The organism is Rhodoferax sp. OV413 (assembly GCF_945881795.1).
GTDB lineage: Bacteria > Pseudomonadota > Gammaproteobacteria > Burkholderiales > Burkholderiaceae_C > Allorhodoferax.
Genome location: NZ_CAMCVG010000056.1, coordinates 1 through 16,044, shown reverse-complemented (window position 1 = coordinate 16,044; position 16,044 = coordinate 1). Strand labels below are relative to the sequence as shown.

The following is a 16,044-nucleotide window of genomic DNA, read 5'->3' as shown; positions in this document are numbered from 1 at the left end:
GGCACCACGCCGCCTTTTTCGCAGCGGCTGGCCAATACCACCGCCACGCCCTGCTGCGCCGCACGTTGCAACGATTCGAGCATGCCCGCGTTCACCGAGCCATTGCCCGTGCCGGCTACCACCAGCCCCCGCAGCGCTGAAGCCGCCTCGCCCTGCGCGCACAAGGCGTCCACCACCACGCCACCCGCGCCGGCGTAATTCATCAGCAACTCCACCCGCGGCGCGGGCGTCAGGGGCACCAGCGGCGCAGCGCTTGCGCAGCAGCCTGCCGCCCCCGGAACTTCAGCATCCCCAAAGCGCCCGGCCGGCAGCGAGGCCCACCGTACGCGGCCCTCTTCTACCCAACCGCGAGGCCCCGCTTCGCCGGAGTCGAACGCATCTACCCGGTAGGGATGCGCCTTATGCACAAAATCGGCCGCATGCACTGCCCCAGCGCACGCCACCAGCACACCGGCGCCTTGCGGGTCCAACACCACCGAGATGGCATCGAGCACGTTCTGCGGCCCATCGGACGCCAGCGCAGTAGACGGCCGCATGGCGCAGGTGAGCACCACCGGCTTGCGCTGCAAGACGGGAGACAGGGCGAGGTGCAGGAAATAGGCGGTCTCCTCCAGCGTGTCGGTGCCATGGGTAATGACCAGCCCGAATACGTCAGCATCCGCCAGATGCCGCTCGCAGGCCTGCAGCAAACGGCCCCAAGTGTCCCAGTCCATATCTTTGCTATCGAGCTGCGCCACTTGCTCGCTCACCAGGTGCGCACCTTGCAGCCGTGCAGGCAGCCAGGGTAAATCCGCCAGCAGTGCATCCACCCCCAGCTCGCCCGCGCGGTAACCCAGGTTGTCAGCGGCGGAGCTTGCCCGCCCGGCAATCGTCCCACCGGTGCCCAAAACCACCACTTTTTTCGCCGACATCGCGCCCCCCGCTTGCAAAAAATAAAAAACTGGTTGAAAATACAGCTACTGGATAAGAAAACAGTGTGTACGAACCCACAGCCCCTTCAGTCACTTAGGAGCCAGTATGCTTGAAAGCCCGAAACTCACCGCCCGCCAGCAGCAGATTTTTGATCTGATCCAAACCGCGATTTCCCGCACCGGCGCCCCCCCCACGCGTGCAGAGATCGCCAGCGAACTCGGCTTCAAGTCCGCCAACGCGGCCGAGGAACACTTGCAGGCCTTGGCCCGCAAAGGCGTGATCGAGCTGGTCAGTGGCACCTCACGCGGCATTCGGCTCAAGGGTGATGTCCTGCGCTCCATGCAGGAGTCGCGGCTCAAGCAGTTTTCTTTGCCGCTGCCGGGGCTGGCGCAGTTGGCGCTCCCCCTCATCGGCCGGGTGGCAGCCGGCTCGCCCATCCTCGCGCAAGAGCATGTGGACCAAACCTATTACGTAGAAAACAGCCTGTTCCAGCGCCAACCCGACTACCTGCTCAAGGTGCGCGGCATGTCAATGCGCGACGCCGGCATCATGGACGGCGACCTGCTCGCCGTTCAATCAACCAAAGATGCAAAAAACGGCCAGATCATCGTGGCCCGCCTGGGCGAAGAGGTCACCGTCAAGCGCTTCCGCCGCAACAAGCACCTGATCGAGCTGCATGCCGAAAACCCCGATTACCAGACCATCGTGGTGGAACCCGGCGAGCCCTTCGAGATTGAGGGCTTGGCCGTTGGCCTGATACGCAACACCATGCTGATGTAAACCACCCGCAAACCCGCCACCCCGACCGGAACACCCTCACCATGTCCATCAGCTTCACACAGCCTTTTGCCTCCCCTTTTGCCTCCCTTGTCGCGCGCTCTGCTGCGTTCTCTAGAGCACTCCCCAGCGACCGGCCTGCCTCCCCGAGCCTGTACGCGCTGGCGCAAGGCTTGTGGCAGTACATCCTCCCCCGCCGAGAGACTGTTGGCGCCAAACCGGCACCCCGCCAGCCGATTTTTGCTATGCCTTTTGTAGCTGCCGGCGCAGTATCGGCAGGCGAAAACTGCTCAAAAGCCGATATTTTTAAGGCATCGTCCAAAGTCCCCTCGCATGCCCCGTCCCCGGTTCATCCGCTGCGCGTAGTCCGCGTGGTAGAGCGGGGCCAGCCGCGCAGCCAAGTGGGTCGTATGGTCATTTCCGGACGCATGGCAGACGTCTGCGCCGAGCTGGACCGGCTGGCCGCCTGCGAAGCCGCCTGATTCACGCTCCGAACCCGGGCAGCCATTCTGGGCGCTGCCCCCTCAAGGCACAATGGCGGCCTATGAATATTGTGATTCTTGACGACTACCAGGACGCAGTGCGAAAGCTGCAGTGCGCATCCAAACTCGACAGCTACAACGCGAAGGTCTACACCAACACCGTCAAAGGCCAGGGGCAGCTCTCAGTTAGGCTCAAAGACGCAGACATCATTGTCCTGACACGCGAGCGCACCCATATCAACCGCGCCCTCATCGACAAACTCCCCAAGCTCAAGCTGATCGCGCAGACCGGCAAAGCAGGTTCGCACATTGATGTGCAAGCCTGCACCGAAAAAGGTGTGGCCGTGGCCGAAGGCGTCGGCTCTCCGACAGCGCCCGCCGAACTCACCTGGGCTCTGGTCTTGGCTGCCATGCGACGGCTGCCGCAGTACATCGGCAACCTCAAACACGGCGCGTGGCAGCAAAGTGGCCTCAAGGCTGGCTCCATGCCTCCCAATTTCGGCCTGGGCAACCTGCTGCACGGCAAAAACTTGGGCATTTGGGGGTATGGCCGGATAGGGCAGTTGGTCGCCGGCTACGGCAAAGCCTTTGGCATGAAAGTGCAGATTTGGGGCAGCGAAGCCTCGCGTAACAAAGCGCTGGCAGATGGCTACGCGGTTGCACCCGACCGGGAGTCATTCTTTGCCCAGAGCGACGTGTTGTCCCTGCATCTGCGCCTGAGCGACGCGACCCGCCATATCGTTACAGCCAACGACTTGGCCTGCATGAAACCCACCTCCCTGCTGGTCAACACTTCGCGCTCCGAGTTGATTGAAATCGACGCCCTGATTGGCGGGCTGAACCGCGGACGCCCGGGCTTGGCCGCCATTGACGTGTTTGAGTCCGAGCCCATCCTGCAGGGGCACGCCCTGCTCCGGCTGGAAAACTGCATCTGCACGCCGCACATCGGGTACGTGGAGCAAGACAGCTACGAGATGTACTTCGGCGCCGCGTTTGACAACGTGGTGAACTACATCAGGGGCACGCCCTCCAACATCGTCAACCCCGGCGCCCTGCAGGTTCGCCGCTAGGCAAGAGAGATCAGCTTTTCGGGCCTTTTTCCAAGCCCGAAACATCAAAGTCAATCAGGTTCACGGGGGCCTGATCAGCCGGGATATCCAGACCGACATCAATGTCCAAAGGCGGGGTCGTGCTCACCGGCGAGGAAATGTCGAGCGGCATGGGGCCCGTCTGGAAATCAGCGCCCTGCAGCTCGGTGGGCTTGCGGGCGCCCAGGCCCACCGCCACGCCGCCCAGTGCGTGCACCAGCCGGCCAGCCACCCCGTGCAACATCAGCAGCTCCTTGAAAGCCTCGAGGTCAAACTCCATGCGGGCTGCGGAGTCCGGATGGCGAACCAGGCAGGATGCAAGAAAGTCCAATGCCTCGCGCGAGGGCCAGAGCTTGACGAGGTGGTTGCAGAGCTCGGGGAATGCGTCCAACGTCTCACCACGCCGCTGAAATTCAGCGTAGTGGGGCACCCGGCCGGTGAAGATGACCTGAAACTCATCCCGGCATCGGTCGAAATCGTCCTTGCGGCTGAGCGTGTGATAAATCTCGAGCAGATCAAGGTAGATGGATGGGTTCAGGTCTTCCGCGTCCGCGATGTGCGCCCGGAGCATCTCAATGGCGCTGTCGTACTGCCCCAGAGCCATAAAGAACTCAGCCTGCTGACGCGTGTCCAGCATTTCCTGGGTATTGATGGCCCGCAGGGTGCTGTTCAGGCTGCTAGAAAAATCACGCTGGCCTGCCACGCCGGCCGCATGCTGCGCCTGTGGCAATGGCGCAGGCACCTCCACCACACCAGCATCCACACCGCCACCCACACCGATTTCATCCCCCAAATCCAAATCAAGATCCAGGTCTAAATCCATGTCCAAGTCGAGATCGATGTCCACATCCTGGGCGGCCTCTTGGGCGGCCACATGGCTCTGCGCAGCAGGCAAGACGGCGCCTGGCGCTGGCGACCGGACGGGCGCAACTGGATCGGGGCGCGGGTTCGCTACTGCGGGCGCTGGCTGGCTCGTGGTGGATGCGATGAAAGCGTCGACATCAGCCTCTATCTCTAAGCGGGAATCGGCAGCGGCTCCGGCTCCGGCGCTGCGCCACCAAGGCAGGTGACGGGACTCGGTCTGGTGCTGGCGGCGGAGCCACCACACCGCGCCGCCGGCTACCAAGGCCAACAATGCAGCCAATCCCAAGGCCCATGCGCTCCAGCTGCTGTCGCTTTCAGCGCGTTCCAGCCGGGCGGTCAGGTCCGCGAGCTGTCGCTGGTTCTGGCCCGATGCTCCGGTCAGCATCTTCACGTCACGCTCCAGTCCCTGCAGGCGAGCGGCGTCGCGCATCACATCCTCCGGCGAGAGGTTGAGAGAGCGCCACAAGGCGGCGGCCTCTCCGCGTTTTTGCGGGTCATCGCTGGGGCTGCTGGTCAACTCGGGCGTCACTCGCAGAACGGGGTCGCGTTCCGGCGACAAGTCCAAAGGCGCAAGCTTCAGGCGGGACTTGGCCGTGCCATCGGCCTTGCTTAGAGTCGAGGCACCGCCACCCTGCAGGCCTTGCGCACTCTTGCTCCGCTTTGCCGCGGGCACAGCAGCGGGCACTGCGCCCGGCAATTTCAGGTCCGCCGGGAGCCCGGCGGCTACGGGGCGCTCCGCTGTGAGCTCTGCCCTCGCTGCTGCACCCTGAGAGGCCAAGGGCGCTACAACCACTGTCTCAGGCGCCACATCGGCCAGCAACACATAGCGCCGCGAGGTCTTCGCGCCGCAGGAGGATTTGAGATCCACGGTCACCACCGGCTCATCCACCGGCAGGCGGGACTCAATGCGAACCTGCCAGCTTTTTCCTGCGGCGGGGGATTCGGGGGTGAGCGTGACGCGGCTGGCGTCTACCTTGTTGTCACCGTAGAGCACGTCGGCTTCAAAGCAGATGTCCCTCACATCTTCATCGACCGCCGCGGACACCGAAATGCTCAGGCTGAGCGGCTGCGCGATGATGGCCGCACCCCGAATGCGGCCCAGCGTCAGGGCTTGGCTGCTGCAAGAGACGAAGAGCATGGCAGCCGTAAGGGCGCAAATTCTGAAAGGGGCGGCACGCATCATGGTTGCGAAGGATTTAATCACAGCCGCCTGTCAGAATTGCGACTCGCCGCGGCGAGCAGCGCCCGTCACGGGGGCGACAATCCGCCCCCCTGCCCAGCCACTTTCAGTCACCCACAAGACAGACCATGGACGAACCCATTCTTACTATTGAAGAGCGCTCCGCCATCAACGCGGGGCGCTGGTTTTCCACCCTCTCCCCGTCCCTCAAACACGACATCCTCCGATGCGCCTACGTCAAGCGGTTCAAAGACAGCGAGCTCATCGTCGCACGCGGAGAACCGCCCGAGGAGTGGATGGCCTGCGCCAAGGGCGCGGTTCGGGTGAGCTCTACCTCCATCTCTGGCAAGCAAATTACCCTGACCTATGTGGAGCCGGGCATCTGGTTCGGCGATGTGTCCATCTTCGACGGCGACCGTCGCACCCACGATGCCTACGCCCATGGCGAGACCACAGCGCTGTGCGTTGCCAAGGCGGACTTCCAGAAAATTTTGGCCAGCCACGTCGAGCTATACGAAGCGCTTTTACGCCTGCATGCGCGTCGTATCCGGCAGCTTTATGGCTTGGTGGAAGACCTCAACACCCTGCCCCTGCGGGCCCGTTTGGCCAAGCAGCTGCTGCACCTGGTGCGCAGCTATGGCGTTCCATCCCTGAGCGATGCCAGCGAAGTGCGCATCGGCCTGCAGCTGGCGCAGGAGGAGCTTGCGCAGCTGCTGGGCGCATCGCGCCAGCGGGTCAACCAGGAGCTCAAGTACATGGAGCGCGAGGATGCTATCCGCATCGAGCCCGGCGGGCTGGTCATTCGCAACCGCGAAGCCCTGATGCGCATCACCGAATCCGACAGTTAAACCCTTCAACCCCACAGGACGCACCGTACGCCTATGAGTGAATTTGATCATTTTGTAGGCACCGGCAGTGTGTCTGCCCAACACGCACTGGACGAAGCTGCGCTGGAACAGTGGCTGCAAGCCCACCTGCCCGGCTACTGCGGCCCGCTGCGGCTGGAGATGTTCAAGGGCGGGCAATCCAACCCCACCTACAAGCTCATCACCCCGGGGCGCAGCTACGTGATGCGCGCCAAGCCGGGGCCGGTGGCCAAGCTGCTGCCCTCCGCGCACGCTATTGAACGCGAATTTACCGTCATGCGCGGCCTCCAGGGTAGCGATGTGCCGGTACCCGAGATGTTGTGCCTGTGCGAGGACGAGGGCATCATCGGCCGCGCTTTTTATGTGATGGAGTTTGTTCAGGGCCGGGTGCTGTGGGACCAATCGCTGCCCGACATGTCGCCCCCCCAGCGCGCCGACATTTACGACGCCATGAACCGCGTCATTGCCGCCCTGCACACCGTTCCCTACGCCGAGCGCGGGCTCGCGGGCTATGGCAAGCCGGGCAACTATTTCGAGCGGCAGATCGGCCGCTGGAGCCGGCAGTATGTGGCCTCGGTCACCGCACCCATCCCTGAAATGGATGAACTCATGGCCTGGCTGCCCGCCCATATTCCGGCCATGGCGCGCGATGATTCGATGGTGCGCATCGTCCACGGCGACTTCCGGCTCGACAACCTGCTCTTTGATGCCGACCAGCCCCGCGTTCTGGCGGTGCTGGACTGGGAGCTCTCGACCCTGGGGCACCCCCTGGCCGATTTCAGCTACCACTGCATGGCTTGGCACATACCGCCCGGCGCGTTCCGGGGCATCGGCGGGCTCGACCTGGCCGGACTGGGCATTCCCTCCGAGGCCGACTACATCGCCCGCTATTGCGAGCGCACCGGCATTGCCACACCGGCGCAGCTGCAGGCCGATTGGAACTTTTACATGGCCTACAACATGTTCCGCATGGCCGCCATCCTGCAAGGCATTGCCAAGCGGCTGGAGGATGGCACCGCCTCCAGCGCCCAAGCCGTGAGCGCGGCCGCCGGTGCGCGGCCCCTGGCGCAGATGGCATGGCAGTTTGCCCAGCGCGCCTGAAGCAGGCCAACTCAGCACAGCCCACCGCAGCACACAACAACCTATATCCACAACCAAGGATACCCCATGGACTTTGACTACTCCCCCAAGACCCAAGCGCTGCAGCAGCGACTGCTTGCGTTCATGGAAGAACACATCTACCCCGCTGAGGGCGCGTACCACGCCGAAATCACGGCCAACACTGCGGCCGGAAAACGTTGGACGCCGCTCAACACCATTGAAGACCTCAAGCCGAAGTCCCAAGCCGCTGGCCTGTGGAACCTGTTCATGCCGGTGGACAGCGCCGAGGCGGCAGGCTTTCACGGCGCGGGGCTCACCAACCAGGAATACGCACCGCTGGCCGAAATCATGGGCCGTGTGCCTTGGGCCAGCGAGGTGTTTAACTGCTCAGCGCCCGACACCGGCAACATGGAGACCATTGCCCGCTACGGCTCGGCCGAGGCCAAGCAACGCTGGCTCAAACCCCTGATGGACGGCAAGATCCGGTCAGCCTTCGCCATGACCGAGCCGGCCGTCGCCTCCAGCGACGCCACCAACATTGCCACCCGCATCGAGCGCCAGGGTGACGACTACCTGATCAACGGCCGCAAGTGGTGGATTTCGGGCGCGGGAGATCCGCGCTGCTCCGTCTTCATCACTATGGGAAAAACCGACCCGGAGGCCCCCCGCCACAGCCAGCAAAGCATGATCCTTATTCCGGCCGACACCCCGGGCATTAGCATCCTGCGGCCCTTGAGCGTCTTCGGCTACGACGACGCCCCCCACGGCCACATGGAAATGGTCTTCGACAATGTGCGCGTGCCGGCTGCCAACATGTTGCTGGGCGAAGGCCGTGGGTTTGAGATCGCGCAAGGCCGCCTTGGCCCCGGTCGCATCCACCACTGCATGCGACTCATCGGCCTGGCCGAGCGTGCGCTCGAGCTGATGTGCCGCCGCGCCAGCAGCCGCGTGGCGTTCGGCAAAGCGGTTTCCGCCCAGACCGTGACACAGGAGCGCATCGCCGAAGCCCGTTGCAAAATCGACATGGCCCGCCTGCTCACCCTGAAAACCGCGTGGATGATGGACAAGGCGGGCAACAAGTTCGCCAAAAACGAAATCTCGATGATCAAGGTGGTGGCCCCCAATATGGCCTGCGAGGTCATCGACTGGGCCATCCAGGCGCATGGCGGCGGCGGCATGTGTGACGACTTCCCCCTCGCCTACGCCTACACCTGCGCCCGCACCCTGCGCTTTGCCGACGGCCCCGATGAAGTCCACCGCAACGCCATCGCAAAAACCGAGCTGGGGAAGTACGCCGCCTAGGCCCGGCCGGGTGAATTACCCCATCTGCCTGCGAGGTGGGAGTAGCAGCAAAACGCTACACTTTTAATAGCTATTCACGCAATATCTACGGGCGTTACAGGGTGTTTTGACCCCAAATTACCAGCTTGTGCTGGGCATGCCACACCAGAGTTCGTTGATATCGGGGAAGTTCCATTTCGCGGGGTCTTCGCGGCCGGTGATTTTGTCTTTCACACCGGGTTTGGAAAGGTCGATCACCTCCGGCGGAATGCGCAGGTTCGATTGAACCGAGTAAAAGACTTTCACGCAGGGCGTGGTGAGCGATTTGGCGGTTTGGTCCACCACGATGCCTAAGCGGCCGGAGTGCAGCCGGACCAGCGAACCGATGGGATAAATGCCCATGCTCTTCACAAAGGCCTGGAACACCTTTCCGTCAAAGTGCCCGTTGCTCCACTCCGCCATCTTGCGCAGCGACTCTGCGGGGTCCCAACCGGATTTGTAGGGGCGGTTGGAGGTGATGGCGTCATACACATCGCACACCGCGCCCATCTTCGCGTAAATGCTGATCTCATCGCCTTTTAGACCTTTGGGGTAGCCCGAGCCATCGACCTTTTCGTGGTGGTGCAGGCACACATCCATCACCATCGGATCGACGCTAAATCCGCCTTGGAGCAACCGGTGCCCCTCTTCGGGGTGCTTTTTCATGATGTCGAACTCGGCTGCTGTCAGCTTGCCGGGCTTGTTCAGCACCTCGGTCGGCATCAAAGCCTTGCCCAGGTCGTGCATCAAACCGGCAATCCCGGCCGAGCGGATTTCCGCCTCGCTCAGCCCCAGCTGCTTGGCGAGCGCCACCATCATGGCGCATACCGCTACCGAATGCATGTAGGTGTAGTCGTCCGCGCTCTTGAGCCGCGCCAGGCTGATCAGGGCGCCCGGGTTGCGGGTGACGGAATCGGTAATTTCCTGCACCAGTTGCTGGGCCACGCCGGAGTCCACGGTATTGCCCATACGGGCTTCCTCGAACATGGACATCACCGCCTGCTTGGACTGCTGGCAAATCTTGGCGGCGCGCTCCAGTTCCTCCTTCACCGGTACCGGCGCCAAATCGCGCTCCTGCACGTCGGCCGCCGCCATTTCCGCATCCACCTGTACATCGGTCTCAGCCTCAGACAAAGTGGCCTCGCCCGCGGCCACATCCAGCCCTTTGCTGCAGTCAATCCACACCTCGCGGATTGCACTGGTGCGAATGCTTGCGATGTCTTTGGCATCGGTGATCACGAAACCGGAACGCCAGAAGGGATGCTCCATCCAGGAGCCGCAAAACTCCTTCAGGTGCATACCCACCACCAGCTGATCGACGGTAATTTTCTTCAGCATAAGACTTTGCTCATCCACCATTGACGCATGGGGCCGCCAGCGGCAGCCTGACTGAAACGCGCCAGCTTCATATAGGGTAAACGCCTTCGATGACGATTTCAGCGACTAGTGCAAATGGCGGGGTTTGCGCCCGCCGTGCCCGCTGGAAGAGCCGCCCGTGCCGCGTGGCGGCTTGCCAATTTCCAACGAATTCACCAGATCATCAAAGCGCTGGGAGAAGAGCTTGTCAATTTCGGCCACCACGCCGCCCAACTCGGCGCCGTCAAAGTGGCGCTCCATCAGGTTGGTCATGTCCTGCACCAGAATATCCCGCTGCACCTGCATGATGGCTGCCGGATCGGGCCCCACGAACACAATCACAAAGTCATCGCGCGACTCTTCGCCCGGCTGCGCGTCTTCTTCATCAAACTCGGTGTCGTAAAAGGTGATCTCAATGGCCGCGCCTGCCATCGCCACCTCGTTCAGGTTCATGCACACCTCGTCGAGCGTTTGGCGGAAGTCCTCGTCCCCCGCTACCGTCCAGCACATCTGCAGCAAGTGCTCGTTCCCGTCCATTTGAATGCCCGGCTCCTCCTCGTAGCAGCTCCTGGCGGCATCTGACAGGTTTTTTCCGCCGGCATACTGCCACAGGGGCTTCAAGACTTCCTGGAGGTGTGAGTACGTAACATCTGCGCGGAGCACGACTTGGCCGTGTACGTGGATTTCAAACGGGGCATTGAATCGTGACATATGACTTGTTGTAGTTGGTGCTAAAACCAGAGCGTTCACCAGCGCGCCCACTGTAGCGCCCCTCTGGACGCCAAGCCAAATGGGGTCTGGATATCTCCAGTGTGCTCCGGTAAGGTAGCGTCATTTTCAAAACAGACTGCCCTCTCAAAGCGACACGGGGCTCAGCTTGATTGTGCCACTGTAAAACACCGCGAATCCGATGCGTCTCACCGACCAAAATGCGCGGGAACACCCCTCCCATGAAGCGTTCGCTGTCGCACGGCCAAACCTCCGCGAATACCCGATACTGAAGGCCCACAACAAACCGGACCACCCGCCATGAAGATGGACCGCACATTGGCGCGTGGCGCTGTTGCATGGGCCGTACTCGGCGGCCTTCTGTTAATGGTACTTCCCATGAAAAGCCACGCCACCGAAGAACCAGACTACAAGGTCGTTCAGAAATTAGCCGCCATAGAGCTACGCGAGTACGCCGCTTACACCGTGGCAGAAGTCGTGGTACGGGGCCCGGCAGCAGACGCAGGGAACCAGGCCTTCCCGATTCTGGCCGGCTACATCTTTGGAAAAAACAAGGGAGAACGCAAATTTGCGATGACCGCGCCGGTCACGCAGGCCGCTGAGCCGGTGAAGCTGGAAATGACCGCGCCAGTAACCCAATCTAGCGCACCGGGCGGTTTTCGGGTCCAGTTCGTATTGCCCAAAGGCGTAACGCCGGCCACCGCACCGGAGCCCTTGGACGAAAGAGTTGTTCTGCGGGAAATTGCTCCGAGCCGTGTGGCGGTCATCCAGTATTCCGGCTTTTGGTCAGACGCCAACTACCAACAGCACTTGGAAAAACTGCAGTCCGCTTTACGCGAAGCGAACCTCACTCCGGTTGGCGAAGCCACGTACTCCCGCTACGACGCCCCGTTTACCCCGTGGTTTTTGCGGCGCAATGAAATCTGGCTGCACTTGGCCATCGGGCCTTGAACGCCTTCTTCGTTGATACCCTGGCCGGGTTTTAGAGGTTTTGAGAGTGTCTGAAACAGACAATGGTGCCCGAGACCGGAATCGAACCGGTACGCCCGTTATTCACGAAGCGGCGGATTTTAAGAAGTGCGTCGGAATTAAAATTCTGTTATAAATCAAGCACTTAAAACGCTTCCAAAAGCGTGTGTCACAAAATGTGCAACAGAAATCCATCGCACATTGACATTAAAAACACCACCGCCACTGTACCTACATCTAAGCAGACTTAACTGCGCCCACGAGTCTCAATCATATACGTCTACTTTGTCAGATGATAGACGATAGATGGCATGGTAATGACGAATTATGGACGCTTTTCATTTTTGAACATGTGCCCTACTCTGCTATTGCGTCAACTCGTCAACCTCTTCACCACATCATTCGCAGCGAAGGGGTCAAGCTGACGCTGAGTGTTGGCGACTGAGTCGGGATCGTGCTTCTGACGCTGCTTTAGCGTGTTTGCACTCGTCTGACTCTGACTACTAGTAGATTGCTGTTGAGGCGTCGCTCTGTTGGATCTAGCAGTGCTCTTGAACACTTGAGGCAATACTTGTGGCTTCACTGATTGTGGGGGTAGTTGCTTGTTCTGCTGCTTGGTTGGCTTGTTTGCTGCGACTGACTTTTGAGCACTTGGCAGCTTTGGTTGGCTGACAGTCTTGGGCTTCTTGCTACTTGTGGGTCGTGGCTTCTTCTTTGCTGGCTTTTTTTGACTGGTAGCTCGTTTTTGCTCTTGCTCAGTCGCTTGTTGTTTGATACTGTGCCAAACACTTTCACTGATCAGTTTCCACAACTTGATCTGTTCTTCTGCATCTGCGAATTCTTGTAGTCTCATCACTAAATTCCTTTGTAGTGATGTATTTATCTAATCAAACAAAGATACGGAAACATTGGCTATTACTTTTCTTCTTGTTGGAGAAGTAAAGCTCGATGAAATTAAGATGTAGATTTAAAAATTTTAAAGATATTAATCGATTCGGAATTTCATCGACACTCAGACTGGGTGGTAATCTTCACTTTTATTTCAGCGATGCTATTTATGGCGGATTTATCTAAAATTGGTATCATGATTGGGAATGTCGTCTTTTTTAAGGTAAATCCGCCTTTATTGATTTTAATATAGTCATGTGTTACGCCTACCTCTCCAACAGTATCGTAATAACAGCCATCGGGAGTACCGCAGGAATATCCCTTTACATATTGGGGAAGCAAATCTGCAGATGGTACCCATCCATCATCAACTAATTTCCAATCGTTTGAAAAAGTGCGTGAAATCACTGAAGAGGAATTGCTAATAATTTCCATGCAAAATCCAACCGAGAGAAGTGAATCACGAATTTTGAGAAAATGGTCATTTTCGACTTTCATCCAGCCAGTACTGCATTTGTAACCACTTTTAACCCAAATATTTTTAAGATTTGAATTGTAATTTCCAACTGTGGACTTGACCCTGGCATTGTGATATTCTCTTGTCGCTAAACATAAATTTTCAACAGTAGTTTGATTTGCCTCAACATCCACATCGACTGTGGTTGAAATTTTTTGACCGTCTCTAATTGTTTTAACTTGACCGACTTTCACATCAAAAATGTTTCTTCCGATGTTTGAGGAGACATGCTCAAACAGTTTTCTGGCACCTAAATATCGATCAACCTCAGATGTTGCTTGAGCTTGTCCAATTGCAATTTGTTTTCCCAAAAGGCCGCCGTTAACGCTTTGAGCATCCTGAGCATCAAGTAACCGTCGTTTGATTGATGTTGGAGAAACAGTTACCTTCATTTTTAAATGAAAAGATCGATCATTTTGATTATATTCTTTAAGTATTATGGTATATTTCTCAATAACACCTTTAGCGTATGAAATATCATCTTCAAACAAACTATCGTTCTTTATTCTCCGCTCTGACAACATGAGAGTTCCGTACGCTTCTTGTATAGCGTCACGAAATCCCGACTTTTGAGCTTCTTCGATAGTTTGACCAACGCCGTTTACTTCAACGGAAATAGATCCTGTCATTTCTTTATCCAAGTTAGCACAGCCATGCAATACTAGTAGACAGATGAATAATAACGATTTATAAAGCATAATGTTTATTAAAAATTATTAAAGTCGGAACTGCGTTTTTTCTCGGCTTCAATTGATGGGAAATTATTTTTAGAAGTTGATTTTTTTTTGTCGCTATTGTCTTGATTAATTAAACCTTTTTGTAGTTGTTGCGCCGCTTGTGCGCTGTCTCCATTAATTCCTACAACAACTGTCGCCTCTTCATTTTTATCATTATAGGAACGCTCGATTACTCGTACGCCCATTAATATTGCAGACGCTTGACTGGTTGTTACTTCGAGGATCGATTCAACAACTTTTCGTGAGTTATCTTTAGTCCAGATTTCTCCACCACTTGACCTATTTCGATTAGATAGACTTGTAATGCTATCTAACTCTGTTGTTATTCTTGAGGTTGAAACAGCTTGGCTCATAAATCTTGCAATATTGGCTTTTGCTTTTTCTTCTGCAATTATATAAGCTTTATTAATCCCACGACGATCTTGAAATTCTACGGGATGTTGATGAGTAGATTTAATACTCAATAGTTTTCCATTTCTATCAATCCGTACTTCTACACCAAGACCATCATCACTTATAATGGCTTGGTCATCAATGGAAACTTGTACCTGTATTTCAGCTAAAGCGATTTGATGTAAGCTGAAGAAAAATATTATTGAAAAAATAGTTATATGAAAGTTTTTTCTATTTGTCATTTCTGATTCCTTTGATGAATAAATTGTCTGTCTTTTCAACCATCTATTTTTCAATTAAATATTATTAATTTAATAAGCTAAAAAGCTTTGCACACTCATTACGCTGCTTACACTTGCCATATTACATGCTCCTAAATCTATTAACCATCAGACTGGGGCTTTAAAGATAGCTGGTTGAAAAGTGACTTGTAAAACTTGCTCGCCCATATCGAAAAGTGTCGAGTAGCCCGACACTTGGAGCTGTATCCCTTGTGATGTCATGTGTTTGATTACAGCAGTGATGACTCAATGAGCTGACCCGCGTTTCATCATATCGAGTTTATTCTGGGTAATTTTGTTGCAACCTTTTCCCCTGTGTAGTCATTACCCATCAACAAGCTCTCAGAGATATAGGCTCAGCATGGCAAGGCCCTCAAATTCGATGAGTTCTTTACTCCACTACATCTATTACCTACCAAATCGCTCACGAACCTTCACACTCGCAGCGTCAATCATACTGTCAAGTTCGCCACTCGCCACTGCAGTCTTGACGATGCCTAATGTCTTCAATAGATCATCAGGACCAGCACACTCAATCGTGCTCTTGCCCTTCTGTAGCTCCAACACACGAGTTCCATATCTGATCTGTACATAAGTCTTGTTGTTGTCAGACCAGAACCAGGGGCTGACACGCTTTTGTACTTCAATCTGTGTTGAGTTGCCATTACCATCTTTGACATTCTTCAGTCGCTTGACTGTGAACAATTCGCCGTTCTTCTGTGCTGTAGCGAGACTGATCTGCTCATCTAACTTTTTAAGCAGTTTGTTTTTACGAAATTCATTCGTATTAGTCGTCATCTGACGCACGACATTTGTGATTTTCAGTGAACTCAGTTGTGTAGCCATTTGTGTTTTACTCCATTTGTGTTGATAGAACACGAATGTTGCTCCCATCAAATAGAAATTCCTACTCGAAATCACGCCATATCCTGATATTTATTTAATGTTTTATTACATTAAGCATAAATAAATGCATGAGGGACTACACAGCACGAGATTTATACGATTGGGTCAATCCATATCTGCACAAAATGCAATATGTGATGGTCATCCATTCTGACTTTCGTCCTCATAACAAATATATGAGAAAAATCAATGCAGAGCGCCAGATACGCTCTGAATACTTAGAGGACGCATTCAAGCATGTAAGTTTAAATCTCTATCCAAATGACCCAAAACTACCATTCAGAAATCGTCACTTGTTCGCGCCAATTAGGTTTACGACTGTTGAGCATCTGAGTCCTGATTTGCCCCAAGAAAAGACTCTGCACTTCAATGTTCTGATTGGGAACATCCCAGAAACGATGAGCAAGGATCGATTGAAAGAAATATTTCTTCAGTCGTGGTTCAAAGTTCATAGGCAGTCTGAAGACATCTGGGTAGAAAAGGTGACTGAACTAGAGCAGAGAAAAGTAGACGAATTACCCATCAATTCTTTTACGAACTACATATTGAAAGACGCATACAGCGATAAGACCAAAGCGTGGGGAACAGACGGTGTTCTTGACTTAAAGAACTTCTGGCTTCCACCTGATGCATTAAACCTAAAGTAGGTTTAATGTGAAGTTTTGGATGACTGCACTT

16 protein-coding genes are annotated in these 16,044 nt (G+C 56.0%); 8 read left to right on the top strand and 8 right to left on the bottom strand.

Annotated elements, in window-relative coordinates; genetic code table 11:
* A partial coding sequence (locus tag Q0O05_RS08285; RefSeq protein WP_293662012.1) for an asparaginase occupies positions 1-911 on the bottom strand: 911 nt, incomplete at its 3' end.
* A gap of 106 nt (positions 912-1,017) precedes the next feature.
* On the opposite strand from Q0O05_RS08285, the gene lexA reads away from it, so the two are divergent.
* The 3 genes from lexA (at position 1,018) to Q0O05_RS08270 (ending at position 3,241) form a co-directional block, all read left to right on the top strand.
* On the top strand, positions 1,018-1,692 hold the full coding sequence (lexA, locus tag Q0O05_RS08280) for a transcriptional repressor LexA (protein WP_293662010.1): 675 nt from the start codon (positions 1,018-1,020) through the stop codon (positions 1,690-1,692).
* A gap of 41 nt (positions 1,693-1,733) precedes the next feature.
* Positions 1,734-2,171 (top strand): hypothetical protein, encoded by a 438-nt coding sequence (locus tag Q0O05_RS08275; protein ID WP_293662008.1) that lies wholly within the window; start codon positions 1,734-1,736, stop codon positions 2,169-2,171.
* A 62-nt stretch (positions 2,172-2,233) separates the two neighbouring features.
* The gene (locus Q0O05_RS08270) at positions 2,234-3,241 is read left to right on the top strand and encodes a D-2-hydroxyacid dehydrogenase family protein (RefSeq protein WP_293662006.1); all 1,008 of its coding nucleotides are present in this window, start codon (positions 2,234-2,236) and stop codon (positions 3,239-3,241) included.
* A gap of 10 nt (positions 3,242-3,251) precedes the next feature.
* On the opposite strand, the gene Q0O05_RS08265 is transcribed toward Q0O05_RS08270, so the two are convergent.
* On the bottom strand, positions 3,252-5,261 hold the full coding sequence (locus Q0O05_RS08265; RefSeq protein WP_293662004.1) for a hypothetical protein: 2,010 nt from the start codon (positions 5,259-5,261) through the stop codon (positions 3,252-3,254).
* A 170-nt stretch (positions 5,262-5,431) separates the two neighbouring features.
* Here Q0O05_RS08265 and Q0O05_RS08260 point away from each other — a divergent pair, with 170 nt between their 5' ends.
* From Q0O05_RS08260 to Q0O05_RS08250, 3 genes are all read left to right on the top strand, one after another.
* Positions 5,432-6,151 (top strand): Crp/Fnr family transcriptional regulator, encoded by a 720-nt coding sequence (locus Q0O05_RS08260; protein ID WP_293662003.1) that lies wholly within the window; start codon positions 5,432-5,434, stop codon positions 6,149-6,151.
* 33 nt (positions 6,152-6,184) lie between these two features.
* Positions 6,185-7,270: a phosphotransferase family protein gene (locus Q0O05_RS08255; protein WP_293662001.1), complete on the top strand. Its 1,086-nt coding sequence runs from the start codon at positions 6,185-6,187 to the stop codon at positions 7,268-7,270.
* Between the two features lie 66 nt (positions 7,271-7,336).
* Complete coding sequence (locus tag Q0O05_RS08250; RefSeq protein ID WP_293661999.1) at positions 7,337-8,572, top strand: acyl-CoA dehydrogenase family protein; 1,236 nt, start codon at positions 7,337-7,339, stop codon at positions 8,570-8,572.
* Between the two features lie 117 nt (positions 8,573-8,689).
* Here the strand turns inward: Q0O05_RS08250 and Q0O05_RS08245 are convergent, their stop codons facing one another.
* Together Q0O05_RS08245 and Q0O05_RS08240 are read right to left on the bottom strand one after the other, a co-directional pair.
* Positions 8,690-9,928 carry an HD-GYP domain-containing protein gene (locus tag Q0O05_RS08245; RefSeq protein ID WP_293661997.1) on the bottom strand — a complete coding sequence of 413 codons (1,239 nt, stop codon included), beginning with the start codon at positions 9,926-9,928 and terminating at the stop codon, positions 8,690-8,692.
* 105 nt (positions 9,929-10,033) lie between these two features.
* Entirely contained in the window at positions 10,034-10,657 is a 624-nt protein-coding gene (locus Q0O05_RS08240; protein WP_293661995.1) for a DUF6806 family protein, read from the bottom strand.
* Positions 10,658-11,053: 396 nt separating this feature from the next.
* On the opposite strand from Q0O05_RS08240, the gene Q0O05_RS08235 reads away from it, so the two are divergent.
* Positions 11,054-11,626, top strand: coding sequence for a heme-binding protein (locus tag Q0O05_RS08235; protein ID WP_293661993.1), 573 nt, complete (start codon positions 11,054-11,056; stop codon positions 11,624-11,626).
* A 391-nt stretch (positions 11,627-12,017) separates the two neighbouring features.
* Here the strand turns inward: Q0O05_RS08235 and Q0O05_RS08230 are convergent, their stop codons facing one another.
* The 4 genes from Q0O05_RS08230 to Q0O05_RS08215 all read right to left on the bottom strand — a co-directional run bounded on the left by Q0O05_RS08230 (position 12,018) and on the right by Q0O05_RS08215 (position 15,339).
* Entirely contained in the window at positions 12,018-12,497 is a 480-nt protein-coding gene (locus Q0O05_RS08230; protein ID WP_293661991.1) for a hypothetical protein, read from the bottom strand.
* Positions 12,498-12,646: 149 nt separating this feature from the next.
* Complete coding sequence (locus tag Q0O05_RS08225; protein ID WP_293661989.1) at positions 12,647-13,678, bottom strand: hypothetical protein; 1,032 nt, start codon at positions 13,676-13,678, stop codon at positions 12,647-12,649.
* A 77-nt stretch (positions 13,679-13,755) separates the two neighbouring features.
* Positions 13,756-14,421, bottom strand: coding sequence for a hypothetical protein (locus Q0O05_RS08220; protein WP_293661987.1), 666 nt, complete (start codon positions 14,419-14,421; stop codon positions 13,756-13,758).
* A 447-nt stretch (positions 14,422-14,868) separates the two neighbouring features.
* Positions 14,869-15,339, bottom strand: coding sequence for a DUF6641 family protein (locus Q0O05_RS08215; RefSeq protein ID WP_293661986.1), 471 nt, complete (start codon positions 15,337-15,339; stop codon positions 14,869-14,871).
* 95 nt (positions 15,340-15,434) lie between these two features.
* Between Q0O05_RS08215 and Q0O05_RS08210 the strand changes: the two genes are divergently transcribed.
* On the top strand, positions 15,435-16,013 hold the full coding sequence (locus tag Q0O05_RS08210; protein WP_293661984.1) for a hypothetical protein: 579 nt from the start codon (positions 15,435-15,437) through the stop codon (positions 16,011-16,013).
* Positions 16,014-16,044 lie beyond the last annotated feature (31 nt).

What these genes read in the sequence shown, in the direction of transcription:
- Q0O05_RS08235 (WP_293661993.1), top strand. Translation starts at nt 11,054, where the DNA reads ATGAAAAGCCACGCCACCGAAGAACCAGACTACAAGGTCGTTCAGAAA.
- Q0O05_RS08230 (WP_293661991.1), bottom strand. Translation starts at nt 12,497, where the DNA reads ATGAGACTACAAGAATTCGCAGATGCAGAAGAACAGATCAAGTTGTGG.
- Q0O05_RS08270 (WP_293662006.1), top strand. Translation starts at nt 2,234, where the DNA reads ATGAATATTGTGATTCTTGACGACTACCAGGACGCAGTGCGAAAGCTG.
- lexA (WP_293662010.1), top strand. Translation starts at nt 1,018, where the DNA reads ATGCTTGAAAGCCCGAAACTCACCGCCCGCCAGCAGCAGATTTTTGAT.
- Q0O05_RS08225 (WP_293661989.1), bottom strand. Translation starts at nt 13,678, where the DNA reads ATGACAGGATCTATTTCCGTTGAAGTAAACGGCGTTGGTCAAACTATC.
- Q0O05_RS08245 (WP_293661997.1), bottom strand. Translation starts at nt 9,928, where the DNA reads ATGCTGAAGAAAATTACCGTCGATCAGCTGGTGGTGGGTATGCACCTG.
- Q0O05_RS08275 (WP_293662008.1), top strand. Translation starts at nt 1,734, where the DNA reads ATGTCCATCAGCTTCACACAGCCTTTTGCCTCCCCTTTTGCCTCCCTT.
- Q0O05_RS08255 (WP_293662001.1), top strand. Translation starts at nt 6,185, where the DNA reads ATGAGTGAATTTGATCATTTTGTAGGCACCGGCAGTGTGTCTGCCCAA.
- Q0O05_RS08240 (WP_293661995.1), bottom strand. Translation starts at nt 10,657, where the DNA reads ATGTCACGATTCAATGCCCCGTTTGAAATCCACGTACACGGCCAAGTC.
- Q0O05_RS08260 (WP_293662003.1), top strand. Translation starts at nt 5,432, where the DNA reads ATGGACGAACCCATTCTTACTATTGAAGAGCGCTCCGCCATCAACGCG.
- Q0O05_RS08210 (WP_293661984.1), top strand. Translation starts at nt 15,435, where the DNA reads ATGAGGGACTACACAGCACGAGATTTATACGATTGGGTCAATCCATAT.
- Q0O05_RS08250 (WP_293661999.1), top strand. Translation starts at nt 7,337, where the DNA reads ATGGACTTTGACTACTCCCCCAAGACCCAAGCGCTGCAGCAGCGACTG.
- Q0O05_RS08220 (WP_293661987.1), bottom strand. Translation starts at nt 14,421, where the DNA reads ATGACAAATAGAAAAAACTTTCATATAACTATTTTTTCAATAATATTT.
- Q0O05_RS08265 (WP_293662004.1), bottom strand. Translation starts at nt 5,261, where the DNA reads ATGCTCTTCGTCTCTTGCAGCAGCCAAGCCCTGACGCTGGGCCGCATT.